Genomic DNA, 26917 nt, shown 5'->3' on the forward strand with positions numbered 1-26917 from the left:
CACCCCGGAGTTTCTGGAAGTCCGGGGCTGTCTGCCCCGGGCGCCGACACCGGGCAGAGCCGGGCCGACACACTCCGGCCAAATGACGCACCACGCGACACCACCCGTGAGCAAGAAGTCACAACGAATGGATGTCGGCGTCCATCGGGTCAGCGTCGAACCGCGGGGCCGTCTTACCAACCACGTCGCGATCTCGCCCGTTCCGCGTCGCCCTCCCACCGCTGCCCGCGCCGGTGAACGTGGTACGACGCCGACGGGCCGCGCACCTGAGGATGGTGAGCCGGCGAGGCGCCAAGTCGGTCTGGGGCGAACGACCCGTCGGAACGCCGGACGGCTTTGCCAGGTCGTGCTCGATCGACGTCTGGACAGACGTATTCACCCTCGCGAGATCGGGGGGAATTGACCTGCTCTCACCTCTCAAAAACTCATTCTGAAATGATCAGTAAGCCTGGGCCGGTCAAGGGAACGGTTTGACCAGGGTGGTTGGGGTTACTGACCTGCTGTCGAGAGGAGGCCGCCAAGGTGATAGGGAATTATTGGTAAGACGGCGCGAAGGATCGACGCTCATCAGACAGTGCAGAGGCTCTCCGGTAGCCCCTCTCCCTCATCGGAGTCGCGTCATGCGCCACGGGGTGTGAGAGAGCCCGTCCCACACTCCGCGTTGAAAGGATTCCCAATGGAGTTGTCAAGCCCGACTGGTGACTCACTGTGAGCGTGTCAGTCGAGCACGGCGGGGCTGGGCGGCGGAGTGATCTCGAAGGTGCGGCCGTCGCGTATGAGGGCCCACAGGACGTTCAGGCGACGTCGTGCGAGAGCGATGACGGCCTGCCGGTGGCCCTTGCCCTCGGCCACCTTGCGCTCGTAGAACGCCTTCGAGACGGGGCAGCAGCGGGCGGCGACCATCGCGGACATGTAGAAGACCCGCAGCAGGCGTCGGCAGTACCGTCGTGGACGGTGCATGTTGCCGCTGATCCGCCCGGAGTCCTTGGGGACGGGGGCCAGGCCGGCGACGCCGGCGAGCCGGTCGGAGCTGCCGAAGACGCTCATGTCGCCGCCGGTGTGGGCGATGAACTCGGTGCCCAGGACGGGGCCGAGGCCGGGCATGCTCAGGATGACCTCGGCGTGCGGGTGGTCGCGAAACCGGCCCTCGATCAGGGCATCGGTCTCGGCGATCTCCTCATCGAGGGCCATCACCTCCCTCGCCAGCCTGGCCACCACGGCGGCGGCCAGCTTTTCCCCGGCCACGGCGGTGTACTGGGCCTCGGCGGCCTCGATGGCGCTGGCCGCGACCAGCTGGGAGTTGCGGACCTTGCGGTTCTTCAGCCAGGCCGCCAGCCGGCTCTTGCCGATGCGGCGCAGGGCGGCCGGGGTCTGGTAGCCGGTCAGATGTACCAGGGACGCTTTCGAGGTCTTGTAGTCGAAGGCGCGCTCCAGCGCGGGGAAGTACTCCAACATCTGGGTCCGCATCCGGTTGATCGCCCTGGTGCGGTCCGCGGCCAGGTCGAGGCGGCGCGAGGTGAGGATGCGCAGGTCGACGGCGATGTCGTCACCGCGGTGCATCGTCTGGAGGTCGCGGCGCATGCGGGCCTGGTCGGCGATGACGAACGCGTCCTTGGCATCCGTCTTGCCGTCGCCCCGGTAGGAGCCGGAGGCGTGATGGACGGTGCGACCGGGGATGTAGAGCACATCCTGCCCGTTGTCGGTCAGCAGCGCGATCATCAGCGCGGCATCACCGGATTGAGGTCGATTGCCCAGTTCACCGGCTCGCCCTCGCTCAACTCCAGTAGGTCGCCAATCAGTTTGAGCAGCACGGTCTCGTCGTCGGCCACCCGCCGCGCCAGCTTCCGCTTCCCGTCCGTACCGATCACCACGCAGTGATGCTCGGCCTTGCCCGCATCCGTACCGGCCCACAGTTCGGGCACGGCCACCTCCGAAGTCGCTCCTGTACCGATCCCAGCAGACGACCTCGCCAGCGTGTCCTTACCAAGCGATCTTGTCGCGCGCATCCCAATGAGTGGTCGGGGCCTCCCCCTGAGTGGTGGACACGCTGATACTGGATCTGCTTGATCCGGAGGAAGCGAGAAGACCGCCGATGGCGATGAAGGACTATTCGGACGAGTTCAAGGCCGATGCCGTGGCCCTGTACGAGTCCACACCCGGGGCGACCTACAAGAGCATCGCCGCCGACCTGGGCATCAACCGGGCGACCCTGCGCGAGTGGGTGCTGCGGGACCGCGAACGCCGCGGTGTCACCGCCACGGCTGCAAAGCCGGCCGTCCAACCGGGGGCGGCGGTGCCGTCCGACGCTCCGGACGAGCGGATCCGGCAGTTGGAGGCCCGGGTGGCCGAGCTCGAGGCGAGTGAGCGGAAGCTCGCGACCGAGCGGGACATCCTCCGCAAGGCGGCCAAGTATTTCGCCGGAGAGACGAACTGGTGATCAGCCGCTTCCAGTTCGTCGACGACCACCGGGACACCTACGAGGTGAAGCGGCTCTGCCACGTCCTGGACGTGAACCGGTCCAGCTACTACAAGTGGCTCGCCGGCGCCGAGGCCCGGGCCGCCCGGCAGCACAAGGACCGGATCCTGGCCGAGGAGATCCGCGAGATCCACGGCGAGTCCGGCGGCGCCTACGGCTCCCCGCGAGTGACCGCCGAGCTCCGCGAGAAAGGACGGCGGGTCAACGAAAAGCGGGTCGCCCGGATCATGCGGACGTTCTCGATCACCGGCATCCGCCTGCGCAGACGCGTGCGCACCACCGTCCCGGACCCGGCAGCCTCACCGGTTGCGGACCTCTTCCAGCGGGACTTCACCGCCGCCGATCCGGGACGGAAGTACATGGGCGACATCACGTATCTCCCGCTCGCCGGCGGGGAGTTCCTCTATCTCGCGACCGTGCTGGACTGCTTCAGCCGCAAGGTCGTCGGCTGGTCCATGGCCGACCACATGCGCACCGGCCTGGTCGCCGACGCGCTGCGGATGGCAGCCGCGACCCGCGGCCGTCTGGACGGCGCCGTGTTCCACTCCGACCACGGGGCCCAATACGGATCCCGGGCCTTCGCCGACCTCTGCTACCAGCTCGGGGTCACCCGCTCGATGGGCGCGGTCGGCACCAGCGCCGACAACGCGGCCTGCGAAAGCTTCCACGCCTCCCTGAAACGCGAGACCCTCCAGGGCGCCCACGACTACGGTGACGCCGGCACCTGCCGCCGGACGGTCTTCGCCTGGCTGACCCGCTACAACACCCGCCGCCGGCACTCCGCCAACGGCCACCTCAGCCCCAACGAATACGAACACCGACACCACACCGCTAAACTCACGCTCGCCGTGTGATCAATAACCGCGTGCCCACCTTCACGGGGGAAGGCCCGTCGAGTCGTCGCGGGACGCCGGGCAGCCAATCCTTTCAAGCCACCACAGGGCTGGAACCCACAAGCCACACCCGGCATCCCTGGGCTTCCCGATCCTACGAGTGACCGGAATCAACCCACCAACAACGTAAGGAACCCTCATGCGTGACAGCTGGACTTATTGGCGAGACCGCACTGATCACCGGCTCTGGCCACGGCATTGACGCGGCGATCGCGACCGGACTTGCCCATGCCGGAGTCGATGTCATCCTTCTCGCCCGCACCGCCGACCAACTCGACGAAACCGTCAACGCCATCAGAGCAAGCGCGTCGAGCATTGAGGTTCGCATCGTGACTACCGATCTGACCCACGACGATCAGCGCACCACGGCCATCGACTGCATGCTGCCCGGCGGCCCGGTTGATGTTCCGGTCAGCAATGCGGCCACTGTCGAACACCTCGGCGCCCGCACCAGGATCAGTGCAGCGCAGCTTCGGCAGGCCCTTGAGAATGATCTGATGCGAGCTGGACGAGGTGTGCGCCGTGCGCTGGCCGAAGCCGTGCGCGAAGCGGTCCGCACCGGCCACCTGGCCCCGGGGACACGGCTGCCCTCCTCTCGCCAGCTCGCCGCTGATCTCGGCCTTGCCCGCAACACCGTGGCTGACGCCTATACCGACCTCGTCGCCGAAGGGTGGCTTACCGCGCGCAGAGGCTCGGGCACGCTCGTGGCAGACAGGATGAACACTCGGCCGATCTTGGCGCGCTCGGCCACCGAGCCGTCCGGAAACCTTTGCCACGACCTGATCCCAGGTACCCCCGACCTCACCGCTTTTCCTCGTGCAGCGTGGCTGAAGGCCACACGCCGCGTCCTGGCAGCGGCCCCCGCCGACGCGCTCGGCTACGGCGACCCCCGCGGTCGGCCGGAACTACGGGCCGCACTCGCGGACCATCTCGCTCGAGCCCGGAGCGTGTACGTGAGTCCGGAGCACATACTGATCTGCGCCGGCGTCTCCCACGGCCTGCAAATCCTGAGCGGAGTCCTGGCCGGGCGGGGGGCGCGGAACGTCGCCGTCGAGTCCTACGGCCTGGACAAGCACTGCGGGCTGCTGGCGGATGCAGGGCTGAAGACCCTCCTGCTTCCCTTCGATACCCACGGGACCGACCCGGTGCCGCCAGTCGGCACCGATGCGGTCCTACTCACACCGGCTCACCAGTTCCCCGTAGGCACGGCGCTGCAGCGCGATCGCCGGACGGCCGTCGTGGACTGGGCCAGACGGACCGGCGGCTTGGTCCTGGAGGATGACTACGACGGTGAGTTCCGGTTCGGCCGCAAGTCTGTCGGGGCGCTCCAAGGACTCGACCCCGATTGCGTGGTCTACCTGGGTAGCGCCAGCAAGACCCTTGCTCCCGGCCTGCGGCTGGCCTGGATGGCGCTGCCTCCCGCACTCGCTGAGGAAGCCGCGGCGGCCAAGGGGCAGATCGACTCGTGCGAGGTACTCAGCCAGCTGACGATGGCGGAATTCATCACCTCCGGCGCCTACGACCGTCACGTACGTGCTGCCCGTCGGCGCTACCGCGATCGACGAGACGCTCTCGTGACGGCCCTGGCCCAGCACGCCCCAAAAGTGCGCGTCATCGGGACACCGGCTGGCCTGCACACCGTGCTTGCTTTGACGCCCGGGACCGAGCAGCGGGTCCTTCAGTCGGCGACCCAGCAGGGCCTCAAGGTGGCTGGCTTGTCTCGATACCGCCATGAACGGTCCCTGAACGTCCTGTCCGATGCCCTCGTCGTTGGATACGGGGTGCCCTCCGACGCAGCGTGGCCTCAGGCGCTCTCCGCACTCGTGCGGATCCTTTCCTGACGCACCCGTGACGCCCTGGACAGGGCGTTCGCGGACGGCAGTGTCCTGGGGACCTGCCCCAGGTGAAAGCGCCTGGTGCCGGGGTCAAGGTCGGGGCGAACCCGGCTGGTCGCCGGGCGCTGGTCTCGGGCCTGCTGCCCCCCTTCGGCGTTCGAGGAGCTGGCGGAGGAGGGATACGCCACGAACGAGGGGCTGCCCGGCGACATCCCCGTGGAGGAGGGATGCCGCCTGCTCATGCTGGACGAGCAGATGTATCAACGCAGTTGGAACAGCGACCGGTGCGTCCCGCTGTCCCCGGGTACGGCCGAGTGACCCGCGTCCTGTCCGCTGACGAAGCGGGGACGTGTTCGCCCGTACCTCGTTCGGCCACGGCACCTGCCGCGCTTCCTGACTCGGCGGACCAGGCCGTCACTGCTTGGCGGCCTGGAACCGGAGCTCGCACCTGGCACTCTTGGTCGAGAAATGAGTGGCCGGGGTGCTGCCGGAACTGCTGAACACCACCTGGTGATCGCGGAGTTGCGACGCCCTGTGATCACTGGGGGTCCTCGGTGACCCGGATGATCGTCCTGCCGGTGACGCGCCGCTCCGGGGCGAAGACGGCGGCTGCCTCGGTCAGCGGATGCACCGCGCCGACCCGCCCGTCCCGGAGCCGCTGCGCCAGGTCCGCGCGGCGCGCACGGTCGGGTTGCACGCCGAAGAAGATCGCTCGCCCGTCCTCGGGCCGGACGGTGGGCGGCTGAGCAATCGTGAAGAGCGTGCCGCCGGCGCGTACGAGCGCGGTCGAGCAGTCGAGGATGTCACCGTCGATCACGTCGACTTCACCGATGTCCTCCAGTCGGCTGGCCTCGAGATCCAGAAACGTATGCGTGCCGAGAGCGAGGTCCGTGCTCTGGTCGGCGGAGCGACCGGTGCCGATCACCCGGGCTCCCGCCTCCAGCGCGAGCTGCACCGCGGTCGAACCGACGGCACCCGCGGCGCCGTGGATCAGCACGCTCTGCCCGGTCGTGATCCGCGCGTGGTCGAACAGGCCTTGCCAGGCGGTCAATCCGGAGATCGGCAGCGCGCCGCCACCGTGTAGTCGAGATCTGCGGGCAGTGGGGCGAGGTTGCGGGCCTCCACGGCGACGTACTCGGCCAGCGCGCCGTTGCGGGCCCAAGTCGGCGACGGTGGCATTGCCGGCGTCCACCCCGGCCGCGATTCGTCGGCAAGTGCCGCTCCAGCCGAGCCCACTCTTCATCCGAGAGATCCCCCCGCCCCATGTCCCACGGAACGAGTTCCCAGCCGGAACGTCACACGACCCATCGGACACGGCCTAGTGGCAGAACCCCGACGAACCCGATCGAGAGACAGCTCGTGGCTTTCAGCCCCCATGAGGGTACCGGGAGACCGGCTGTGAGGGACGGAAGGGCTCAGCGCCGCGAAACTGATGAGATGGACGGCCGAGAACACCTCAGATCGGGCTGACCGCCGCTGGTCGCCGCCGCTCGCGGCGCAGGCGCGATGGGAATGACATCGACCGGTGGTCAACCCGGAGAAGTAGCGGCGGTGTCCGTCCTGACCTGCCCGGCCGGCCGTACGGCCGGGGGTCCGCGCCACGGCGGCCGCGTGGGCTCCGTCTCAGTACTCGACGACGGATTTGCTCTGCGGGCAGAGGTCGGTGTGCCTTGTCAGCTCTCGATCCTGACCTGGCGTACATCGAAGGCGACGTAGCCGCTGAAGTCGCGACCGACACGGCTCGCTGCAGACTCCTTGATGTTCGGGTAAGACCAAGCCCCGTCCCTGAGCGTGATCTCGCCGAGCACAACGTCGTGATACCGCGCCCTTCCCTTCCAGGGGCAGGTGTAAGGAGTCGGGCTGTCGCGGAGCGCGCCGGCCGCAACTGAGTCCGGCGGGAAGTAGACATTTCCCTCGATACTGATTACCGCTTCGCTCGCGGCCTCGGCCACGACGGTCTCTCCAACCACTGCCTTCATCGGTCTTTCCCCTCATCGATCCCTTTGCTCGGGCCGCATCTGCCCTCGTGTCCGGCCGTGTGACCACAGAGGCACCAATGCCTCGCACTTTGGCTTCCAGGTCGCGATCACCGGTTGAGATGCCGGGCTTCGGGCGGGCGTCCAGTCGGTGCGGTCACAGCCAGCTCACGCGGTCGGTCGGAGGTTGGCGTCGGGTGGACTCCGCTTCTTACCCGTGTCTTGACGCTACGGGTGATCGGGGAGCGTGAGCTCATCGGCGTTCGCCAGGCGTGCCGAATCACCCTGCCTTGCGGCTGGGTCGCTGTATGCCGCCCAGGTGCTCGAGGCGGCACGTGGTGAGGCCGTGATGGGGCTCCTCCGAGGGGACTGCTGATTGCGGCCCGGTAGCTCAGCCACCAGCCGCCACCCGCGCCGACTCGGCAGCAGCGCGATCGGAGTAGCCGGGGTGCCGGGCGTCGACCAGATCGGCGTAGGCGGTTGTTCGTGAGAGGTAGTCGGCCACGAAGGGGCAGATTGCGGTGATCGTGCCTTGGCGGGTGCGGATCTCGTCGCACACGCGCCGCACCAGCGCGCCCGCCACCCCCTGGTGCTGGTGGCTCGTCTCGACTTCAGTGTGCCGAAGAGCGTACCGGTTGGGCTTCAGGTGGGTGTAGTAGAGCCAGCCGACCAGGTCGTCGTCACGGCGGAGCTCAAAGCGGCCTCGATCCGAGTTGTCGGTCAGCTGCTCAGTTACTGGAACCTGCTCTTCGCCGCTCATCGCCTTACCCCTTCGATGTGTCGTCACGTGGACCATTCGAACGGTCCCGTCTCGGACCTCCTAGTCCAGTATGAAGCTTTTCTAGGCGCAAGAGCGTGTATAAATTGGACTCGATGGTCCGTTCCCAGACCTAGTGAGGGCTGCTCGGAACCACCGACCGAAGACGAACGAGGCGAGGAGGAAACATGCAGCCATCACCGGCCGCCGTTGAGGTACGCAAGGACGAAACCACCCGCCTCTACGAGGCGCTGATCGATGAGCAGGTCGTCGGTACGCTGGCATACGAGACGGCTGGCGGACGTGCCACGCTCACCCACTCTTATGTAGATCCAGATCAACGACATCGGGGCATCGCGTCTGCCCTAGCGCGTCACGCCCTGGAAGACCTGGCTCGAGGGCCGACCAAGGTTGGCATCTACTGCGGTTTTGTCGCCGACTACGTCCAAGACCACCCCGAGTGGAACGACGCCGTCGACATCAGCCGATCAACCTTCATCGCCACTCGCACCGCCCGAGACACGACCAGCGAGCGCTGACACTGCGAAGTACCTGCATGCTGCCATCGAGCCTGGGCTCGCCGTCACTACGACGCGTTGAAGTGACGCGAACACGGCAGAGCCGCACGCCGCACGCCGCGCCCGGCAGGAAACAGCCCGCCGGACCCGGGCGCGTCCGGCGCCGTCGCCACTCTTCCTCAAGCAGGCCGCGCCTGTGTCACGAATCCCACCGGTTCTCGGGGATCCGGGCCCGGACTCTCGCCCCTTCGTGCTGCAGCACGATCAGGGCCATGTCGTCGGCGAGCGGCCCGCCCGTGTGCGCCCGCAGGTCGGCGCCGAGCCTGCGCACGAGCGCATCCGGACGCTGATCGGCCCAAGCCGTCACCCGCTCCACGAGGGGGTAGAAGCTGCCCATGCAGTCCCGGGCCTCGGTGACTCCGTCCGTGTACAGCACCAGCCGGTCCCCCGGGGTGAAACGGAAGGTCAATGGGGCGTACTCCGTCTCCGTCAGTGCGCCAAGACCCAGCGGCGGAGCGGGGACGCTGACCTCCAGAGGCGTGACCTGCCTTCCGTGCAGCAGGAGCGGCGGCAGATGGCCGAAACTGATCAGACGGGCACAGGACTGGTCGTCCGGGATCTCGAGCACGGCCGCCGTGACAAAGTGTTCACCAGGCCATCCGTCAGGATCCCCACGGTGCGACTGGCCCAGGTCCCAGGACACGTCGGACTCCAGCGCGGACGCGAGCGCGGACAGGGTGGACTGGCCGTGCGCGTTGAAGCGGAAGGCACCGAGGACGGTCTCGATGTCCCCGATGGCCCCGAGCCCCTTGCCGCGCGCATCCCCGATGATCAGCCGAGTGGTGCCAGGCGCGCGGACCAGTGCGTAGAGGTCTCCACCGATACGGGCTTCGGTCTGGGCGGCCACGTACGTCGACGCCAGGGACACCGATCCCGCGCGTCGCGGCAGTGGCCGCAGCAGCACGGACTGCGCGGCTTCCGAGACCTGGCGCACGATAGCCAGCTGACGCTGATGCTGCTCGCGCAGACGGGTGACGATCAGGAGCAGCGTCGAGAACAGCACCAGGGACAGCATCTGCACGAGTACGTTTTCGGTGGTCAGCGCGTGTCGCTCAGCTCCCGCGGCGGCCAGCGCCGCGAGGGCCAGCAGAGCGATGACGGCAGTACGGCGGGTGTCGGCGAAGGCGGCGGCGAGCGCGAGCGGGATGACCAGCAGATGGGCGAGGTGGATGTTCGGCGGCAGGAACCAGTCGGCCACCGGAACCGCCGCGATCAGCGTGGCCCACAGGGTCACCCATCGGTAACCCCGCCATTGGCTGGTTGCTCTAGGCGCCTGCAAAGGCGGTCTGCTCATCATTGTTCTCCCAGGTTCGGCGCGCACGGCAATGAAGCGTCACCGCTCGGTTCGCACACCGAGATGCGTCACGGCACAGGGCACCGGGCAGAGCAGCCGTTCGTACATCCACAAACTGCTGTATCCGGCTGCTTCGGCCGTTCTGGCTGCTTCGACCAGGTAGCAGATCCACTCCCAATCTCTGGGGCGGACGAGGTCCGACTTTCACGAAACCTCCGACGCAGTAGCTGTGGTTTGGCGACAAGGTGGGAGGGCCGTATGGGACTTTCCACCCCCGATACCGGGCTGTCGCTGGCGTGGCGTGGGTCTGCTGTCTAGTTACGAGTGTCGGTCTTCTCCGAGCGTAGGCGCTGGCTTCCAAGCGCTGGAGATGGGCGGGGAAGTGGCTTCACGCACTGGCCGGCAGTTGCTGATCAGCCCAGATGATTTTGCCGTCCGGGATGTGGCGGGTTCCCCATCGGCGGGACAGTTGAGTGATGAGGAAGAGGCCGCGGCCGTGTTCGTCGGTGGTGCGGGCCTGTCGCACAAGCGGGTGGCTGTGGCTGGCGTCGGAGACTTCGCAGGTCAGCATCGTGTGCCGGATGAGGCGCAGGCCGATCGTGTGGTCGCTGTTGCACTCGCCGTTGCCGTGGATGAGCGCGTTGGTGAACAGTTCGCTGACGATCAGCTCTGTGGACTCGGCTAGGTGTTCCAGTCCCCACTGGGTCAGCTGCCGGGCAGCGAGAGTTCGGGCACGGCTGACGACGGCGGGGACGCTGGGGAACTGCCAGGAGGCAACCTGGTCTGTGCTCAGCGAGCGGGTCCGTGCGAGAAGCAGAGTGGCATCGTCGCTCGGCGGCTTGGCCCGCAGTGTGTCGACCGTCGAAGCGCACAGATCGTCCAGCGTGAGGTCGGGCCGTGCGAGGGCCGCGCGCAAGCGGTTCATGCCGGCGCTGATGTCCTGGTGGCGGGTCTCGATCAGACCGTCGGTGTAGAGGGCGAGCACACTTCCTTCGGCGAGTTCCAACGTAACGGATTCGAAGGGGACCAGTCCGAGACCGAGCGGTGCTCCGGCGGGCAGGTCGGGGTAGGTGACGCGGCCGTGCGGGGCGATGACTGCGGGCGGAGGATGGCCGGCCCGTGCCATGGTGCAGGTGCGGGTGACCGGGTCGTAGACGGCATACAGGCACGTGGCGGCCATCATGGTGGTGTCCGGGCTCCGGGGGTCTTCCGCCTCGGTGAAGCGGATGACCTGCTCGTCGAGTCGGGACAGTACTTCGTCGGGAGGCATGTCCGTGTCCGCGAGGGTGTGCATGGCGGTGCGGAGTTGGCCCATTTTCGCCGCCGCGTTGATGCCGTGTCCGACCACGTCGCCGACGACCAGGGCGACGCGGGCGCCGGAGAGGGGGATCACGTCGAACCAGTCACCCCCGATGCCGTGGTGGCTGTCGGCCGGCAGGTAGCGCCAGGCCACATCAGCGGCGGAGCCGCCCGTGGGGCGGTGGGGGTGCAGCAGGCGCTGCAGGGCGAGAGCCGCGGAGCGTTCGCGCGCGTATTGGCGGGCGTTGTCCAGGGCCAGTGCTGCCCAGCTGACGAGCTCCTCGGCCAGGAGCAGGTCGTCCTCCTCGAACGGCCTGGGGTCCTCGGTCCGCACGAAGACCTCGACGCCCAGCACTGCGCCCCGGGCATGGATTGGGACGACCATCAACGAGTGCATGGCGTGCTCGCGGATCTTCTTCGCCCGCGCCGGGTCGTGGTGGTCGAGCCATGTGCTCGGGGATGTGTCCAGCATCGGCTGGAAATGGGATTTCCCGGAGCGAAGGACGCCGGTGAAGGGCGAAGTGGGCGGGACGAAGACCGGCTCTCCGCGAGCGAACTGGGACTCCGGCGTTCCCGGGTGGATCGAGGCCAGGCCCGCACGGCGGAAGACGGGGATGCGCCCGTCCTGTGGGCCGAGATGGGCCAGGGGCTCCTCGCCGAGTGGGACTGACTCCGCCAGGTCGACGGTGGCGTAGTCCGCGAGGAACGGCACGGCGAGGTCGGCCAGTTCCTGCGCGGTCTGCATGACGTCCAAAGTGGTGCCGATGCGCCTGCTGGCTGCGCCAAGGATTGCCAGACGTTCTTGCGCCCGTCGGCTGTCGGTGGCGTCCACACTCACGACGCACACGCCCAGCGCGCGCCCCTGCGCGTCGTCGAGGCGGAAGTAGGACGCTGTCAATATGCGACTGCTTCCCTCCTTCGCCGGCAGGAAGGCCTGATAGTCCACGTTGATCGTCGGGTCGCCGCTCTCCAGCACCTGGTGCATCACCGCCTCCAGCGTTTCGGCCTCCGTTCCGGGCGCTGCCTCCGTCAGCCTGCGGCCCAGCCGCTTGGGGACAGGGATGCCGTCCTTTGAGCCCTGGGTGTCGTTTACCTGGATGCAGCGCAGGTGCGTGTCCCGTATGACGACACCGATCGGCGGGCAGCTCTGCAGCGGCAGCGTAGCGAGGACCGGCTCCGCTCTTGTGGCCTCGGTCGGCCACGCGGGAAGCAGAACCTTGCCGGTCGCGCAGACCGCCCACCAGCCCTGGCCGTCCTGCCCGGACAGCGATGACACGCACAGGCGCACATCGACGCAGTGACCGTCGCGGTGGCGTACCTGCGCAAGGTCGGACCAGTTGCCCCGGAGGGTGCTCTCTTGTGCGGCTTGTGAAGCTTTTTCTCGGTCGCCAGCAGCCGCCAACAGGACACCGCCGGACCGCCCCACCGCCTCCGCAGCCGAGTAGCCCACGAGCCGCTGAGCGGTCTGCGACCATCCGACCACCGTCCCCTGCGTGTCGAGGAGAGCTATCGCTGGACAGACTGTCTCGATGGTCGCCTGAACCTCGGGGACTGCTGTCTCTGCGGAACTGCCCATGGCTCTTCCCTTCTATCTCCCCCCGGCGACGCGGTCCAGCTGATCAGCTGTCTGGTGGATGGATAGGTTCAGGGCAGGAATGATCGAGCTCCGGGCAGGGCATGCCACAGCCCATTCACCCGGCCGCCGGCGGTGGCTGCGGTGGTGGTCTCGGCCCGTAAGGCGTGCTCCGGCGGGACCCATGTCGGTGCCTGGGCTGCGGCCAACGGCCGTCGGCTGACACCGATGTGCGGCAACACGGCCGTCCGGTGGCCCCTCGCTTGCACTCACCCGTACCTCACACGTCAGCCAGCGACCGCAGCCAGGCCCCCAGGGCAGCCCGCCAGGCGGCTCATGGCCTGAAGTCGGCAGTCCAGACGGCGCCTGTGCTCGGAATGCGCTGCGGGCTTCCGTGCGCTTCGTTCGTACTCATGCGCGCAAGGCTACGCATCCAGTGACGCTGAAGGATGGGTCCATTTCTATGAAAAATTCCCAGACCAATTCCGGACAAAGCAAGATCGCGATCGACGAAGCTGGGACACCATCCCGCTCCCGACTGTGGCGCTCCGAGCCTGCGACGCGGGGCTCCGGCTTCGCCGGCAGACTGAGGCGGTCCTGGTCGATCGCGGCGAAGGCCTGCAGCTGGCGCACGCGGCGCGGGCCTACTGCCCGGCCCGCCAGGCATAGAAGAAGGAGGAGCGGGCCAAGTTCAGCAGCCGGCACAGGAGGGCGACGTTGTGGGTGGTCTTCTCCGCCTCGATGAACGCATACACCGCGCTCACCGATCGCTCTCCTTCGCGAAGAAGACCGCCTTTCGCAGCACCTCAATGGTCTCGGCCTGCTCGCGGGCCAGCCTGGGCAATCGGCGCAGCTCCTCCCGCTCCGCCGTCGTCAGCTCGCCCGGCACGCCTTGACCCCGATCGGCCTGATCCTGCCTGACCCAGTTCCACAGCCACTCGGCGCTGACCCCGAGTTCTACCGACGGGCGGGGCCGCCGTCGACCGGGATCCGGTAGAGCACGTAGGGCTTGCGCCGAAGGTCGACGCCGGCGTTGTATGCAGCCTGCCGGTTCAGCTGATTGGCCATCACGTACAGGTTCCGGTCTTAGCCGATCGACAAGGTGTCCAGCCAGATCAGCCGGTTGTCGTGGACCAGGGTGCGGAATCGCCCGTCGGTGTGGCGAAAGACGAGCGCGTTGTGCTCGATGTCGCCTCCGTACACGCGGCCCGCGCTGTCCGTCTCCAGCCCGTCGGACATCCCTTTCGTGCCGAGATTGCGAACGGTCTTCGCGATCTTGGAATCCGCTACCCGGCGGTCGGTCAGACCGCTCGTCGGCACGGAATACAAGGTGCGGCTGGACAGGGGGCAGTAGTAGAGGGTCTTGCCGTCCGGGCTCAGGGCGATGCCGTCCGACCCGATGTTGATGGAGCTGGTGGGACCGTGTGCCGGCCGGTTGAGCATCCGCTTCCCGTCGTTGATGGGAACGAAGTCGGGCCCCGGGCGTACCGAGGGCGCGTTGTTCAGCCGGCGCCAGGATGTCCCCGACGCCAGATCCACGACGATCAGTCCGTTGGGGCCGTCCGGGGAGGCGTCCGTGAGGTAGGCGGTGCCCGCCTTGCCACGGGTGAGGTCGAGTCGCACATCGTTCACGAAACTGCGGGGGCCGGCGACCTGACGGGGCGGCAGGATGGTCCGGATGACCTTGTTGGCGCGCAGGTCTATGGCGACGAGTTTGGGCCCGCCCACTGGTGCGTTGCCGAACTGGATGCGCCCGGTGTCCACGACCCACAGCCTGTCGGCGGCGTCGACGACGACGCTCTGCACCCCCAGGAAGTGATGCGCGGGTCGCGTGTGTCGGCGGTGTTGATCTCGCGGTTCGGGTAGGGGACGGTTTTCCCCTTGCGCACTTCGGCAACCGAGTACTGCACCTCGTCGCCCCAGCGGGGGAAGTTCACGAACACCCGGCCGGTGCGTGAGACGCTCACTCCTGTGGGCATTGCCCCATTGAATTTCGCGACAGGCTGCAGGCGTTGCTGGTTCTGCGCGGGTGCGCCGGCCGGTTCCCTGGAATCGGACGGCGAGCTCACCAGGGAGGTCTGGGTAGCGCTGCCCCCGATACAGAGGGCCGCCACCAGGGCGACGACGCCGCCGCTCGGTATCTTTCTCCCAGTCACGTCCTGCTCCTGTTCCGAGATTCCAAGGGCTGTCCCGTAACTGATCTTTGGCACGAGAGTGGTCGGCTGAGATCGGATCCTGGGTCCCACCCTTTGGAAGAGGCGCCGACCTCGGTTCACCCCTGTGACCGCACGACACAGCAGCGGATGGCAGGGGCCGTCCTCCCGGCAACGTGTGGATCCACCCGCCCGGGGAGATGAGCAGGGCTCCTGTTATCGTGCGCCGATGTCAACGATCAAGCAGTTCCAAGTGACCTTCGACTGCGCGGAACCTGCGCGCCTCGCCGCCTTCTGGTGCGAGGTGCTGGGGTACGTCGTACCGACAGTCCCGGAGGGCTTTGCCACGTGGGAGGAGTACCACCACTCGCTGCCGCCTGAGGAGGAGGTCTACTTCGCGTGCGCTGATCCCTCGAGTGTGGGTCCGCGCGTGCTCTTCCAGCGAGTTCCCGAACGCAAGGTCGTCAAGAACCGGGTGCATCTTGATGTGCGGGTCGGCACAGGGCTCGTGGGTGACGAGCGCCTGGCCACACTCGAGGCCGAATGCGCACGGCTGATGGCGCTCGGCGCGAAACACGTGCTGACGCAGCGCGCCGATGGCGTCAACGAGTCCTGCATCACGATGCAGGACATCGAGGGCAACGAGTTCTGTCTCGCCTGATTCTCCTCCGAGACTGCGAGAGGGGAGCCGTCTCCCGGGGACCTCTCAGGTCTCGTATGCGGCAGAAGCTATCCCGTGAGAGCGAGGTTGTGCAGTCGGGCGATGCCGAGCATGGCGTGTCGGACCCCTTGGCCCTTGAGACGGCAGTCGCGGAGGATCTTCCAGGTCTTCATGCGGGCGAAGACGTGCTCGACGCGGGCCCGGACCTGTTCGTGCGAGCGATTGTGCTCGCGCTTCCAGCCCGGCAACTCTTCGCCCGGGGTGCGGCGATGGGCATGAGGAGGCCGGTGCCCGGGTAGCTGCCGCCGGCCTTCGTGAGGGTCCTGCCCACGGCGGCCTTCGCGCCAGAGTCCTCCAATGCCCGGCAGTCGTTGCGATTGCCGGGCAAAGGCTCACCGACCACAACGACCAGGCGGGTATCCGCGTCAATGACGACCTGGTGGTTGGTGGAGTACCGGTAGTTCTTTGACTGTTCAGCGATGCTGTGGTCCCGGGTAGGCACCAGGGAGCCGTCGACTACCAGCACGGTGTCCTTGGCGAACCGGCGCCGAGGCTGGAATGCGATGAGCGGGCCGAGCTGGTCGATGATGCGGTCGGCCGCCGACTTCGAGATGCCAAACAATGGGGCAAGTTGGCGCATCGTCAGGTTCGTGCGCCAGTAAGCGACTGCCAACAGCACCCGGTCCTCCAGCGGCAGACCCCACGGCCGCCCCTGGCCCGGGGAGCTGGCGCCCTCGCGGCGAAGCGCGGTCACCAACTTGCCGAAGACGCGCGGGCTCAGCCCGGTAAACGGGGCTATCCAGGACGGTTCCGACGCCGTGATCACACCTGACACGATCAAGATCATTGCGGGGCGAGGTCACTTACGGGACAACCCTTAGGGACAATGCCGTTGCTTTACGGGTCTGGGTCGGGTGGTGGAGGTCGTTTGATGCGGATGGCTTGGGTGCCGGCGCGGGTGGGTTGGGGCCAGGTTTGATGTTCAGGCCGCTTGAGCCAGTAGTTGGACATCTTGCGCTTGATGACGCGGGGCTGGCTGCGAAGCCGTCTGGCGGGCAGGAGTCTTTCCAGCAGGTCTTCTTGGAGTACTTGCAATGCTCGGACCAGGAGCTCAGGGGGAAAAACCGCCCGGGGTGACGGTCACACTACGCCGGGCGGAACGCAGAGTTTCGGTGAAAGAGATGCGGTCCGGGTCGAGTTGGCGGGTGGCTGCGGTTCTCAGCATCAGTTCCCGCAGCGCATGGTGGACCAGGAGATGAGCCCAGATCTGTTGGAGGACACCGTCAGGCGTTCTGCTGCTGAGGACCACTTTCGCACCGCGTTGGAAGGTCTTGATCTCGGCGAAGACGGACTCGATCTCCCACCGCTCGCGATAGAGAGCGGCCAGCTGCCGGGCTGGATAGCGGCGGGCATCCAACAGCGTGGTGACCAGGCGAAAGTTGTTGTTTGCCGCCGCGTCCTTGCCGATGCCTTTGAGCTGGTAGGCCAGGACGCGGACCTGCACCGGATCTCGTTTCGCAGGGTCGGTGCCGGCGTGAATGCTGGAGAGCCATGATCCATCACGCAATAGCTTGTTCACGGGCAGGACGCGGTTGGCCGGCACCCGCCAGAGCAGGTCGGCGCCACTGTCGGTGAAGGCCCGCCACAGCGGGACGCCAAGAAACTCGCGGTCGGCCAGGACCAGCTGGCCCGCACTGCAGGACCGGGGTAGACGGCCGACGAGGGTGACTTCACCAGTCCGGCAGCCGGCGAGTTCCGCATCCAGCACCGCATGACTGCCCACCTCCACCAACGCCGCCATCCGCACCTGGACAAACGCACTGCGCTTCGCGCCGCGGCCGCTGCCAGGACGGCCGAACGCGGCCTGGTTGGCCTCCGTGTCCGCGACGTCCCAGCAGGTCCCGTCGACGGCCACAACCCGCAGGCCCCGCCAGAACGCGCCAGGCGTCGACTCATCGGCCATCGGCTTCGGACTCGCCGCGAACAGCACCTGCAGCGGTTCGAAGCCCAGTCGCTGCCGAGCTCTGAACAGCGAAGACTTCGCCGGAACATGCCAGTCGCCCAGCAGTCCCAGCCCCCGCAGACCCGCGACCAGATGCCGCATGACCTCGAGATAAGGAGCCGGCGAAAACAACGCCAGCCCCAGAACGAAATACACCACCAACCGCGCAGGAAGCAGCCGTCTACGCTGCTCTGAACGCCCACACGCGGCTACCACCCGGTCCACCAACCCCGGCGGATACACCCACGTCAGCAGACCAAGACCCGATAAGTCCGACGCACTCGACGCCACCCCAACCACCCCCGGGACCCACTGCCAACTAGCCTACGCCCACGCCAAAAGCAACGGCATTGCCCTTAGGGACGAGAATTTCCGGGCAATTGATCCGCCTTTTCATTTGCGGTCACGAGAACGGCCATGAGACCCATACGAACCTATGGCCGATGAACGGGGATCGCAACCGGGAATATTTTCGTTCCGGCCGGCGGAGACGGGCATGCAAACACACTCGGCGTCTGTTCCGGCACTCTCCGGAATTCACGGAATCGGATGATAACGCGCAGTCGCATCCGGCGCAAAAGGTTCACTCGTGCCTATTCGGTACCGCGCGCGTGGTGCGGTCCGTGTCGCGCAGGCGCTCTGCCACCTGCGCGGGCATCAGGGGGGTCTGGGTGCTGAGGATGTCGAGGAAGGACCTGGTGACCGGGTCCGGGCTGGTGTGGGTGTATCCGGTCAGTTGTCGGCGCACGGGCGGATCGGGGCGCAGGACCGTGCCGCGAAGTGCGGTGGGATGGTGCTGGCGGGTACGAGCGTGGGCCCGAGACCTGCCCCGGCGTATTCGATGGCGGAGGGGGCCTGTTCGGTGCGCACCGCGATGCGGGGCTGGAGCCAGGCCGCAGCGCAGGGGTTGTCGAGGATTTCGGAGAGCCCACTGTCGGGGGTGAAGCGGACCCGGTCCCGTTCCGCGAGATCGGCGAGCCGGACGCCCGACCCCTCGGCGACGGCGGCCACGGGGTGGTCGACATGCGTGACGACCAGGCACTCTTCGGCTCGGTGTGGCGGGCAGTGCCCTCCCCATCCTGAGGCAGGGGCCCCACGACGTCCGGTTGGACGGCGTCCATGACCTGGGCCAGTTCGTCCCACGTGCGGTGCTCGAACAACCGGATGCGCAACTCCGGGTGCTGCTGCCGCCACAGGCGCAGGACCCTGGGCAGCACGCCGGAACTGATCGAGTAGAGCGCCGCCAGATGCAGCTCGCCGGCGGAAACCCCGGTGGCGCGCCGGGCGGAGGTCGTCGCGCGCGCCGCTTCTGTCAGAGCGGCACGGGCGTGCGGCAGCATCGACCGTCCAGCCGGAGTGAGGCGGACGCCGCCGGGCAGCCGTTCCAGCGCCTGGACCTGATGCGAGAGCCTGGACTGGGTGACATTGAGGCTTTCGGCGGCCCGCGCGAACGACCCCTCGTCCACGATGGTCACTATATATTCCAGCTGTCTCAGCGTTGCCATGAAATCAACATATAGAAACCAGGCCAAATGTTTCTTGGACTTATGGTTGGCACTGGGAGAGGGTGGTTCCCGTACACCGATCCGACGGGATCGGGTTTGCGGTCGCGTCGCGGTCGTAGCCGCTGAAGCGAAATCGGCACTGCTATTTTTCAGGGAGGCGTCATGTCCGTCGGTGCTTCCGATCCGATCATCGTAGGGAATATCACTCTGTCCTTTCACCGCGCCGCCGCCGGCGTTACTCGCCGGGTTCTGTATCTGTCCGGGTACCGGGACCGGGTCCGGGTGCTGAGGCCTCACTCTCAGCCGTACCGCCTGTGGGCGGTGCCGCCGTACGTTCCCGTCGACGAGGTCGGGGAGGTGTCCGATCTCGCCCGGCCCGGGATTGCCGAGCGCATGACGAAGGCCGTCGACGGCATCAATCCGGGCGCGGGTATCAGCCGTTTCTCCGCCACGATGGTGGGCGCCTACGGTCTCGACCGGGCCGGATACACCTCCGCGCCCGGGGATGAGGAAGGCTTCACCGCCCGTGTGGACCGCGGCGTCGCCGCCCGCGAATGGTTCGTGATCCCGCTGTGGCGACCGCAGTACCTCAACCGGCACCACCGTCTGCACCGACTCGAAGAGCCCAAGGGGCTGCTGGGCACCGTGGACGACGCCTGCCCGGTCATCGGCCTGGAGGCACTGGAACGCATCCGCCCCGAAGCGGTCTCCCAATTGGACGCTCTCCGTCTGGGCAACGACGGTGTCGAGGAGATCGACACGCTCATCAACGTCGGCGGGCTGAGCCCGCTGCAGGCCGCCGACCGCTACCTCGCCGACCACCACTCCGGACTCCTTCCTTGACCCGGGCCACGCCACTCCAGCGCGAGCCCGTCGCCCATCGCCACCGACCGCACCGAAAAGGAATCACCCTATGAACGCAACGTCCATGCGCGCTGTCGGCTACCGCAGGAGCCTGCCGGTCAGTGACCAGGAGAGCCTGATCGACCTGGAACTGCCCGTTCCCGAGCCCGGACCGCACGACCTGCTGGTCAAGGTGGAGGCCGTCGCCGTCAACCCCGTCGACTACAAGGTCCGCCAGACCACCGATCCGGCCGGAGAGCCGAAGGTCCTCGGGTGGGACGCGGCGGGCAGCGTCGTCGCCGTCGGCGAGAAGGTGCGGCGGTTCAAGGTCGGCGACGACGTCTACTACGCGGGTGCCATCGACCGGCCCGGGGCCAACTCCGAGTACCACACGGTCGACGAGCGCATCGCGGCGCTCAAGCCGAGCACCCTGTCCTTCACCGAGTCCGCCGCGCTGCCGCTGACCTCGCTGACCGCCTGGGAAGGCCTGTTCGAGCGGCTGGGTCTGGAGAACGGCGGCATGAATCAGCAGGGTGCCCTGCTGATCACCGCGGCGGCCGGTGGTGTCGGAGCGATGGTCGCCCAGCTCGCCCGCGCACTGACCAGTCTGACGGTGATCGGCACAGCCTCGCGCCCGGAGACGGTCGACTTCGCCACCCGCATGGGTGTCCAGCACGTCGTGAACCATCACAAACCGCTGGCGCCTCAGCTGGCCGAGGTGGCCCCGGAGGGGGTGACCCATGTGTTCAGCACCACCAACACCGACCGCAACCTGCCCGACTACGCCGAGGCCCTGCTTCCGTTCGGCCGGATCGTCGCCATCGACGACCACGAGAGCCTGCCCCTCGGTCTGCTCAAGCCGAAGTCCATCGCGTTCCACTGGGAGTTCATGTTCACCCGGTCCCTCTTCCAGGCTCCGGACCAGGACAGGCAGCACCACATCCTGACCCAGGTCGCCCGCCTCGTGGACGCCGGCATCCTGAGGACCACGGCCACCAAGGATCTGGGGCCGGTCAACGCGGCCAACCTCCGCGAGGCACACGGCATCCTCGAGTCCGGCTCCGCCATCGGGAAGATCACGCTCACCGGCTTCTGAACCCTCGGCCGGCTCCTCTCGCGGTGACGGCGCACCCCCTGGGCCGAGTTCAGCTCGGTTCCGGGGGGGCGCACGGTTCCGTCCATTCACCGCGCGGGGAAAGACCCCGGTCAGTTCCTCGGAAATCGTCCACAACCGGCGCTGGAGCCACGCATCGTAGGACGGACCGCTCGACCGGAAGGCCTTCGGGTAGCCCCTGCTCTGCTGGAATCCGCGCGGGCCGTAGAACTCCCCACCCCGGACGCCCGCGTCCGTCGCGGCACGGAGGACGGTCAGCGCCCCCATCGCCGGGTCTGGAGGAGGAGCGGCCGGACGGCCGCGAACGCCGTACGGGTCAGAGCGGACGCATGTGTCATCGCGTCCTTGGAGCCCGTGGTGTCGGCGCCGCCGGGATGCGCGGTGACGGCCAGCGGTCCGCCCACGGGCAGCCTGCGCTGGAACTCGTAGGTGAACAGCGGGTGCTCCCGGACACAGCCGAAGCAATCACCAAGACCACGGACCGCCTGCTGCTGCGGGCCGGGCTCGTCACCCTCGTACTGACCGCCGCAGTCGCCTACTTCGCCATCCGAATCGCGCTGCGCCCAGTCGAGGCCATACGCATCCTCACCGCCTCGGTCACCGCGAGCGACCCCCGCGAACGCGTCACCGTCCCCGCCACGGGACACGAGATCACCGCCCTGGCCACCACCATCAACACCACCCTCCAACGCCTCGACAACGCCGCCGCGCAGCAACACCGCTTCGTCGCGGACGCCGCCCACGAACTGCGCAGCCCTCTCACCACACTGCTGGCCAGCCTGGAAGTCGCGCTCACTTACCCGCAACGCACCGACTGGCCCGCCGCAGCCACCACCGCCGCACGACAAACCCGCCGCCTCCAAGCCCTCGCCGAAGACCTGCTGCTTCTCGCGCGCCTCGACACCCGCACCCCCATAGCCAGCCTCGACACCGTCGACCTGACGGCCCTCGCCTCCCGGCTGACCGAGCAATACCCCCTCACTGAGCGACCGTTGACCCTCACCTGCGACGGCGCCGCCCCCGCACACGCATACGGAAACCCGAGGCCCCCCACCCCAGCCAAGAGATGACGCGCTCACCGCAGCAGCCCTTCAGAACCGGAAGGCACCAGGCGACCCGCGCGCGGGAGTGTAAATCTGACGGCGGATCCGACGATCATGGGAGAGACGTCAAATGACCGGCAAAGCCGTGGAGTTGGGGGCCATGAACCTGTCGAGAGTGCCTAGTCCGGGTCTCCTTCGCCTGTGTCCGACGAGCAACTGGTCGCGATGCTGGTGGAGCGGGCCCGGTCGGAGGGGCCGTAGCTGACCGGGCAAGGTGCAGCAGCTGCCCAAGCGGGTCTTGGAGTGTGGTCTTGAAGGTGAGATCGCCGATCACCTCGACTATGAGAAGCACGATGCTGCCGGCCGGGGCAGTGGCAACTCCCGCAACGGGGGCCGGACCAAGACCGTGCCGACCGACCTCGGGCCAGTCGAGGTCGCGGTGCCGCGAGACACCTGGGGCACGTTCGAACCGCAGATCGTGAAGAAGCGGCAGCGGCGGCTGACCGGGGTCGATGAGATGGTGCTGTCGCTGTCCGCGAAGGGGCTCACACACGGCGATATCGCCGCCCACCTTGCGGAGGTCCACGAGGCCGAGGCTCCCAAGCAGACCATCTCCACCATCACCGACGAGGTGATGGAGGGCATGGCCGAATGGCAGAGCCGTCCCTTCGACCGCGTTTACCCCGTTTCCAGAAGGTACGGGTCGCCGCGCGGGGCGATGCCCTGATCAGCCCTTCGGTCCCACGGCGGCTGATCGCCGAGTTCGCAGGCCGGGTACAGGGTCCGAGGCCGAATCCCCAGCTCGACGGTCTGACCGAACGGGAGCGCGAGGTCATGCGGTTCGTGGCCGCAGGGCACACGAACGACAAGATCGCCGCACGGCCGGTGCTGTCACCGTCGACGGCGAAGACACACGTCAGAAGGCTCCTGACCAGAGCCGGCTGCGGGGAGGACCAGGCGGAAGGTACAACCGTGGCCGGGGGTCGTGTCGAGTTCGAGGCGGCCACCGTGACCCTCGGCAATGGTCGCGGCGATGGCGAGACCCAGGCCGCTGCCGCCGTGGAGGCGGGAGCGGGCCGGGTCGGCGCGGTAGAAGCGCTCGAAGACGAGCTCTGCGTCGACCGGTTCGAGGCCCGGCCCTTGGTCCGCCACCTCGATCACGCTGATCGGCGTGCACTCCGGCAGGGCCGGTGAAGCGGTAAAGCGTCCGGGTCGGTCCGTGCCGCCGGCTCCGGGACCCGCCTCGGTCGTGCCGACGCGGACATGGACGCGGGTGCCCGTTGGGGTGTGGATGCGGGCGTTGGAGAGCAGGTTCTCGAGAATCTGCCGCAACCGGTGCGGATCGCCGACGGTCTCCGCGACGTCGAGTTGCTCGGCTCCGGTGGGATCAGCCGGGGTGTGCAGCGGGCCGAGGTCGACGGGGTGGGACGCCCCGTGGGCGGCGGTCGCGGTGACGGCGTCCGCCGCCAGGGACAACAGATCGACCTGTTCCCTCCGGTACGAGGGTTCCTTGTCCAGGGTGGCTAGGAGCGTGTCTCAGTAACCGGCAACCCGCCTGCGGTTCGTGATTATTCATACGGGATGATCACGGTATGCGTGGTGGCGAGGGGCTGTTCGAGGTCGAGCCGGTCGGGAAGAAGCGGCCGCAGGGTCAGCTGGCGGCGGTGGACAAGACGTTTCGGCCCTTCGATCCGCATCAGGTCCTGCTGCTGCCGCCGTCGCTGGACGACTGGCTGCCCGAGGGCCACCTGGCCCGGTTCGTCGCCGACCTGGTCGATGAGGTGCTCGACCTCGGACCGGTCCTGGCGGACTACACCGAAAAGCGCGGCTACCCGCCCTACGATCCGCGGCTGATGGTACGACTGCTGATCTACGGCTACACCACCGGCGTCCGCTCCTCCCGGGCGATCGAGCGCCGCCTGGCCGACGATGTCGCGTTCCGGTTCCTGGCCGCCGGCCAGGAACCGGACTTCCGCTCGATCGCCCGCTTCCGCCGCCGCCACCTCGACGCGCTGGCCGGTCTGTTCACCCAGTCCCTGCACCTCGCACAGACACTCGGCATGGTCAAGATGGGACGCGTCGCGCTGGACGGCACGAAACTGGAGGCCAGCGCCTCCAAACACAAGGCGATGAGCTACGGCCGCCTGGTCGACAAGGAAGAGCGGATAGAGGCCGAGATCGCCGCTCTGGAAGCGAAGGCCCACGCCCTGCTGACCGACGCCGAGGCCGCCGACGAAGCCGAGGACGACACCTTCGGCGTGGACGGCAAGGAGGCGGACCTGCCCGCCGAGCTGGACCGGCGTGAGAAACGCCTGGCGAAGCTGCAGGCCGCCCGCGCGCAGATCGAGGCCGAGGCCGCCGCCAAGGCCCGCGCCCACGCCGAGGACAAGGAACGCCGCCGTCAGGAACGTGCCGCCAGCAGCGACGAGCAGGCCGTCACCGACGCCGGGGAAGCGGCCGCCGCCAAGGCCCGTCCCAAGCCCAAAGCCCAGGCCAACTTCACCGACCCCGACTCGCGGATCATGAAGAACAGCGACGGCGCCTACATCCAGGCCTACAACGCCCAGGCCGTCGTCGACGAAGAACACCAGGTCATCACCGCCGCCGACGTGACGACCAACCCCTCCGACGCACTGAACTACACCACGATGCTCGACCAGTCCGCCCACAACACCGGCATCCACCCCAAGCAGGCCCTGGTCGACGCCGGGTACTGCTCCGAGACCAACCTCGAAGCCGCGAACGAGCGCCAACTGGCCTGCGGCACCGACACCTTCATGGCCACCGGCCGACTCGCCCACGACGAGCAGGTCCCGCCCGCTCCACGCGGACGCATCCCCAAGGACGCCACGCTGAAGGAGCGCATGGCCCGCAAACTGCGGACCAAACCCGGCCGGAAGGCATACAGCCGCCGCAAAGCCATCGTCGAACCTGTCTTCGGACAGGTCATGACCTGCCAGAACGGCCGCCAGCTCCTCCTGCGTGGCGAGGACGGCGCCCGCGGTGAGTGGCGACTGCTCGCCGCCTGCCACAACCTCCGCAAGATCTTCCGACACTCCGGGCTCGCCGCCCAGGCCGGCTGACCAGCCAGGCCCCCCGGCCCACGCCACAGGCCCTACCAGCCGAACAACAGCCGGGAAGGACCCAACCACGGCCTCACAGGTGCACACGAAACGGCCGCGACCGATCCCATCGATCACGGCCAGCGAGCCCCTTGCTCGTTACCGAGACACGCTCCTAGCAGCTGGAGGTCGTCGACGAGTAGGCTCATGCGATGCGCGTTCTGCGCGATGAACCGGTTGGCCTCCCGCAGTTCCTGCGCCGGGCGTCGCTCCGGACGCAGTGCGAGTTGGGCGTAGCCCTGGATGACGGTGAGCGGGGTGCGCAGTTCGTGCCCCGCGTCGGCGACGAACCGACGCAGCCGGGCCTCGGACGCCTCACGGGCCAGCAGCGCCTTCTGGAGGCGGTCGAGCATGGAATTCAGAACCCGGCCGAGGCGTCCGATCTCGGTGCGCGGATCGGTGTCGGGCAACCGCAGGTTGAGCCGGCCCGCGGTGATGTCCTGGGCGATGCCTTCCATCCTGGTCAGGGGCAACAGGCTCAGCCGCACCACCCACCCGCCCAGAGCGACCAGGGAGACGATCGTGACGGCGAGCAGGACCGCGTTCAGCCACAGGATCTTCGAGGCGGCGCCATCGACGGTGTCTAGCGGCAGGGTGACCACCGCATTCATGCCCCCGGGGCCGGGGTTGAGCATCACTCGCCAGCGGCCGTCACCGCTGGTGGCAGGCAGGGTTTCCGGATGCCCGTCCCGCAGATCGAGGTCCTGCGCGTCGTCGGTCAACCGGGGCCCTGGCTTCGTTTCGGAGCCCAGCGAGCCGTTCAGGAGGCGCCCGGAGGCGTCGTAGAAGTAGACGAGGAAGTCCGAGGGCAGTATGTCCGGTTGTTCCCCCGGCCTCGGCAGGGTCCCGTCGAGAGCGTCGTAGAAGGCCGGCGCCGGCGGGTGGAACTCGACGAGTTGCTCGTCGACGCGGTCGAGCAGCCAGGAGCGCATCACCACGTAGCCGAGGGCCTGAGAGGCCAGGACGGCTGCGGTGGCGAGGACGGTGACGCCGAGGACGAGGCGTCGTCTCATTGATCCGGACGGCCGGGGCAGGAAGCGGATCACTGCTCCGGCGTCCCTCCGTGGTCGCGGGAGAGTCGGAGGCTGTAGCCGACCCCGCGCACTGTCTGGATGAGCGGCGGATCGAAACGGTCGATCTTCTTGCGCAGGTAGCGGACGTACGTCTCGATGATCCGGACGTCTCCCGCGAAGTCGTAGCTCCAGACATGGTCGAGGATCTGGATCTTGCTCACTACCTGTCCGGCGTTCGCCAGAAGGTAGGCCAGGAGCTTGAACTCGGTGGGTGACAGCGCGATGTACTCCCCCGAGCGGTGCACCTCGTGGGCGCCCTCGTCGAGTTCCAGGTCGGCGTAGCTCAGGACGCTCGGCATCACCCCCGCCGTGATGGCCGGAGCCGTTCGGCGCAGGATGGCTTCGATGCGCAGCAGGACCTCCTCGATGTTGAACGGTTTGGAGACGTAGTCGTCTCCGCCCGCGCGCAGACCGTTGACGCGGTCGTGGGTGCCGGTGCGGGCGGTGAGGAACAGGATCGGACAGTCGTTCCCCGCCGCCCGCAGCCTGCGGGTCACCTCGAAGCCGTCCAGGTCGGGCAGCATCACATCGAGCAGCACCAGGTGCGGTTCCAGGCGTTCGACCTCGAGGAGGGCCGACTGTCCGGTGTCGGCGCTGCTCACCTCGTATCCGGTCAGCCGAAGCGTCGCCTCCAGCAGGGTACGGATGCTGAGCTCGTCCTCGACCACGAGGAGCCGATGTCCCGGCCTCGCTGCTGGGGGCCTGTCGGTCATGACCTCT

General features: G+C 67.8%; 21 protein-coding genes and 8 pseudogenes. 11 read left to right on the plus strand and 18 right to left on the minus strand.

All coding sequences use genetic code 11. The features are described from left to right. Window positions 1–717: 717 nt before the first annotated feature. Window positions 718–1928 (minus strand): annotated as a pseudogene (locus OHB41_RS46825) (IS110 family RNA-guided transposase). Between the two features lie 164 nt (window positions 1929–2092). On the opposite strand from OHB41_RS46825, the gene OHB41_RS46830 reads away from it, so the two are divergent. The 3 genes from OHB41_RS46830 to OHB41_RS46840 all read left to right on the plus strand — a co-directional run bounded on the left by OHB41_RS46830 (window position 2093) and on the right by OHB41_RS46840 (window position 5522). Then, a protein-coding gene (locus tag OHB41_RS46830; RefSeq protein ID WP_266695976.1) for an IS3 family transposase occupies window positions 2093–3330 on the plus strand; the annotation gives its coding sequence in 2 pieces (ribosomal slippage) (window positions 2093–2416 and window positions 2419–3330; 1236 coding nt in all). 182 nt (window positions 3331–3512) lie between these two features. Continuing rightward, window positions 3513–5210, plus strand: a complete 1698-nt coding sequence (gene pdxR / locus OHB41_RS46835) for a MocR-like pyridoxine biosynthesis transcription factor PdxR (RefSeq protein WP_266707972.1) — start codon at window positions 3513–3515, stop codon at window positions 5208–5210. A gap of 75 nt (window positions 5211–5285) precedes the next feature. Then, the gene (locus OHB41_RS46840) at window positions 5286–5522 is read left to right on the plus strand and encodes a hypothetical protein (protein WP_266707974.1); all 237 of its coding nucleotides are present in this window, start codon (window positions 5286–5288) and stop codon (window positions 5520–5522) included. Window positions 5523–5742: 220 nt separating this feature from the next. Here OHB41_RS46840 and OHB41_RS46845 read toward each other — a convergent pair. The 4 genes and pseudogenes from OHB41_RS46845 to OHB41_RS46855 form a co-directional block, all read right to left on the minus strand. After that, window positions 5743–6365 (minus strand): annotated as a pseudogene (locus tag OHB41_RS46845) (MDR/zinc-dependent alcohol dehydrogenase-like family protein); the annotation flags it as partial. Between the two features lies 1 nt (window position 6366). Then, window positions 6367–6469 (minus strand): annotated as a pseudogene (locus tag OHB41_RS52830) (IS5/IS1182 family transposase); the annotation flags it as partial. Window positions 6470–6877: 408 nt separating this feature from the next. After that, entirely contained in the window at window positions 6878–7183 is a 306-nt protein-coding gene (locus OHB41_RS46850) for a DUF427 domain-containing protein (RefSeq protein ID WP_266707976.1), read from the minus strand. A gap of 388 nt (window positions 7184–7571) precedes the next feature. Then, complete coding sequence (locus OHB41_RS46855) at window positions 7572–7940, minus strand: GNAT family N-acetyltransferase (RefSeq protein ID WP_266707978.1); 369 nt, start codon at window positions 7938–7940, stop codon at window positions 7572–7574. A 185-nt stretch (window positions 7941–8125) separates the two neighbouring features. Here OHB41_RS46855 and OHB41_RS46860 point away from each other — a divergent pair, with 185 nt between their 5' ends. Next, complete coding sequence (locus OHB41_RS46860) at window positions 8126–8476, plus strand: GNAT family N-acetyltransferase (RefSeq protein WP_266707980.1); 351 nt, start codon at window positions 8126–8128, stop codon at window positions 8474–8476. Between the two features lie 178 nt (window positions 8477–8654). Here OHB41_RS46860 and OHB41_RS46865 read toward each other — a convergent pair whose 3' ends face one another. The 4 genes from OHB41_RS46865 to OHB41_RS46880 all read right to left on the minus strand — a co-directional run bounded on the left by OHB41_RS46865 (window position 8655) and on the right by OHB41_RS46880 (window position 14487). Beyond that, the gene (locus tag OHB41_RS46865; RefSeq protein ID WP_266707982.1) at window positions 8655–9749 is read right to left on the minus strand and encodes a PP2C family protein-serine/threonine phosphatase; all 1095 of its coding nucleotides are present in this window, start codon (window positions 9747–9749) and stop codon (window positions 8655–8657) included. Between the two features lie 448 nt (window positions 9750–10197). Further along, on the minus strand, window positions 10198–12684 hold the full coding sequence (locus OHB41_RS46870) for a SpoIIE family protein phosphatase (RefSeq protein WP_266707984.1): 2487 nt from the start codon (window positions 12682–12684) through the stop codon (window positions 10198–10200). Window positions 12685–13441: 757 nt separating this feature from the next. Continuing rightward, complete coding sequence (locus OHB41_RS46875) at window positions 13442–13570, minus strand: hypothetical protein (RefSeq protein WP_266707986.1); 129 nt, start codon at window positions 13568–13570, stop codon at window positions 13442–13444. Window positions 13571–13767: 197 nt separating this feature from the next. After that, window positions 13768–14487 (minus strand): L-dopachrome tautomerase-related protein, encoded by a 720-nt coding sequence (locus OHB41_RS46880; protein ID WP_266707988.1) that lies wholly within the window; start codon window positions 14485–14487, stop codon window positions 13768–13770. A gap of 576 nt (window positions 14488–15063) precedes the next feature. Between OHB41_RS46880 and OHB41_RS46885 the strand changes: the two genes are divergently transcribed. Next, window positions 15064–15495, plus strand: coding sequence for a VOC family protein (locus OHB41_RS46885; RefSeq protein WP_266707990.1), 432 nt, complete (start codon window positions 15064–15066; stop codon window positions 15493–15495). A gap of 68 nt (window positions 15496–15563) precedes the next feature. On the opposite strand, the pseudogene OHB41_RS46890 reads toward OHB41_RS46885, so the two are convergent. The 5 genes and pseudogenes from OHB41_RS46890 to OHB41_RS52180 all read right to left on the minus strand — a co-directional run. Further along, window positions 15564–16330: pseudogene (locus tag OHB41_RS46890) on the minus strand (transposase). Window positions 16331–16606: 276 nt separating this feature from the next. Further along, the gene (locus tag OHB41_RS46895) at window positions 16607–17797 is read right to left on the minus strand and encodes an IS4 family transposase (RefSeq protein ID WP_323138583.1); all 1191 of its coding nucleotides are present in this window, start codon (window positions 17795–17797) and stop codon (window positions 16607–16609) included. 283 nt (window positions 17798–18080) lie between these two features. Beyond that, a complete protein-coding gene (locus tag OHB41_RS46900; RefSeq protein WP_266707994.1) occupies window positions 18081–18245 on the minus strand; it encodes a hypothetical protein in 165 nt (54 codons plus the stop codon). After that, window positions 18230–18508 carry a LysR family transcriptional regulator substrate-binding protein gene (locus tag OHB41_RS46905; RefSeq protein ID WP_266707996.1) on the minus strand — a complete coding sequence of 93 codons (279 nt, stop codon included), beginning with the start codon at window positions 18506–18508 and terminating at the stop codon, window positions 18230–18232. The genes OHB41_RS46900 and OHB41_RS46905 overlap by 16 nt, the downstream gene beginning before the upstream one ends. Before the next feature lie 422 nt (window positions 18509–18930). Continuing rightward, a pseudogene (locus tag OHB41_RS52180) lies at window positions 18931–19002 on the minus strand (hypothetical protein); the annotation flags it as partial. A gap of 162 nt (window positions 19003–19164) precedes the next feature. Between OHB41_RS52180 and OHB41_RS46915 the strand changes: the two are divergent. Together OHB41_RS46915 and OHB41_RS46920 are read left to right on the plus strand one after the other, a co-directional pair. Further along, a complete protein-coding gene (locus OHB41_RS46915) occupies window positions 19165–19845 on the plus strand; it encodes a glycine betaine ABC transporter substrate-binding protein (RefSeq protein WP_266707998.1) in 681 nt (226 codons plus the stop codon). Window positions 19846–19915: 70 nt separating this feature from the next. Beyond that, window positions 19916–20941, plus strand: coding sequence for a zinc-binding alcohol dehydrogenase family protein (locus tag OHB41_RS46920; RefSeq protein WP_266708000.1), 1026 nt, complete (start codon window positions 19916–19918; stop codon window positions 20939–20941). A 272-nt stretch (window positions 20942–21213) separates the two neighbouring features. Here the strand turns inward: OHB41_RS46920 and OHB41_RS46925 are convergent, their stop codons facing one another. Continuing rightward, entirely contained in the window at window positions 21214–21363 is a 150-nt protein-coding gene (locus tag OHB41_RS46925) for a hypothetical protein (RefSeq protein ID WP_266708002.1), read from the minus strand. A 36-nt stretch (window positions 21364–21399) separates the two neighbouring features. Here OHB41_RS46925 and OHB41_RS46930 point away from each other — a divergent pair. The 3 pseudogenes from OHB41_RS46930 to OHB41_RS46940 all read left to right on the plus strand — a co-directional run. Beyond that, window positions 21400–22002 (plus strand): annotated as a pseudogene (locus OHB41_RS46930) (histidine kinase dimerization/phospho-acceptor domain-containing protein); the annotation flags it as partial. 268 nt (window positions 22003–22270) lie between these two features. Next, window positions 22271–22684: pseudogene (locus OHB41_RS46935) on the plus strand (transposase); the annotation flags it as partial. Window positions 22685–22698: 14 nt separating this feature from the next. Next, window positions 22699–22944, plus strand: a pseudogene (locus tag OHB41_RS46940) (helix-turn-helix domain-containing protein); the annotation flags it as partial. Here OHB41_RS46940 and OHB41_RS46945 read toward each other — a convergent pair. After that, window positions 22894–23478 carry a sensor histidine kinase gene (locus OHB41_RS46945; RefSeq protein WP_323138586.1) on the minus strand — a complete coding sequence of 195 codons (585 nt, stop codon included), beginning with the start codon at window positions 23476–23478 and terminating at the stop codon, window positions 22894–22896. The pseudogene OHB41_RS46940 and the gene OHB41_RS46945 sit on opposite strands and share 51 nt — an antisense overlap. Window positions 23479–23666: 188 nt before the next feature. Between OHB41_RS46945 and OHB41_RS46950 the strand changes: the two genes are divergently transcribed. Next, window positions 23667–25085 carry an IS1182 family transposase gene (locus OHB41_RS46950; RefSeq protein ID WP_526025027.1) on the plus strand — a complete coding sequence of 473 codons (1419 nt, stop codon included), beginning with the start codon at window positions 23667–23669 and terminating at the stop codon, window positions 25083–25085. Window positions 25086–25198: 113 nt separating this feature from the next. Here OHB41_RS46950 and OHB41_RS46955 read toward each other — a convergent pair whose 3' ends face one another. Both OHB41_RS46955 and OHB41_RS46960 read right to left on the minus strand, forming a co-directional pair. Continuing rightward, on the minus strand, window positions 25199–26137 hold the full coding sequence (locus tag OHB41_RS46955) for a histidine kinase dimerization/phospho-acceptor domain-containing protein (RefSeq protein WP_266708004.1): 939 nt from the start codon (window positions 26135–26137) through the stop codon (window positions 25199–25201). 29 nt (window positions 26138–26166) lie between these two features. Further along, window positions 26167–26910, minus strand: coding sequence for a response regulator transcription factor (locus tag OHB41_RS46960; RefSeq protein WP_266708006.1), 744 nt, complete (start codon window positions 26908–26910; stop codon window positions 26167–26169). Between the last annotated feature and the right edge of the window lie 7 nt (window positions 26911–26917).

Source organism: Streptomyces sp. NBC_01571, assembly GCF_026339875.1.
GTDB lineage: Bacteria > Actinomycetota > Actinomycetes > Streptomycetales > Streptomycetaceae > Streptomyces.

What these genes read in the sequence shown, in the direction of transcription:
- OHB41_RS46915 (WP_266707998.1), top strand. Translation starts at nt 19,165, where the DNA reads ATGTCCGTCGGTGCTTCCGATCCGATCATCGTAGGGAATATCACTCTG.
- OHB41_RS46855 (WP_266707978.1), bottom strand. Translation starts at nt 7,940, where the DNA reads ATGAGCGGCGAAGAGCAGGTTCCAGTAACTGAGCAGCTGACCGACAAC.
- OHB41_RS46850 (WP_266707976.1), bottom strand. Translation starts at nt 7,183, where the DNA reads ATGAAGGCAGTGGTTGGAGAGACCGTCGTGGCCGAGGCCGCGAGCGAA.
- OHB41_RS46870 (WP_266707984.1), bottom strand. Translation starts at nt 12,684, where the DNA reads ATGGGCAGTTCCGCAGAGACAGCAGTCCCCGAGGTTCAGGCGACCATC.
- OHB41_RS46885 (WP_266707990.1), top strand. Translation starts at nt 15,064, where the DNA reads ATGTCAACGATCAAGCAGTTCCAAGTGACCTTCGACTGCGCGGAACCT.
- OHB41_RS46960 (WP_266708006.1), bottom strand. Translation starts at nt 26,910, where the DNA reads ATGACCGACAGGCCCCCAGCAGCGAGGCCGGGACATCGGCTCCTCGTG.
- OHB41_RS46920 (WP_266708000.1), top strand. Translation starts at nt 19,916, where the DNA reads ATGAACGCAACGTCCATGCGCGCTGTCGGCTACCGCAGGAGCCTGCCG.
- OHB41_RS46955 (WP_266708004.1), bottom strand. Translation starts at nt 26,137, where the DNA reads ATGAGACGACGCCTCGTCCTCGGCGTCACCGTCCTCGCCACCGCAGCC.
- OHB41_RS46860 (WP_266707980.1), top strand. Translation starts at nt 8,126, where the DNA reads ATGCAGCCATCACCGGCCGCCGTTGAGGTACGCAAGGACGAAACCACC.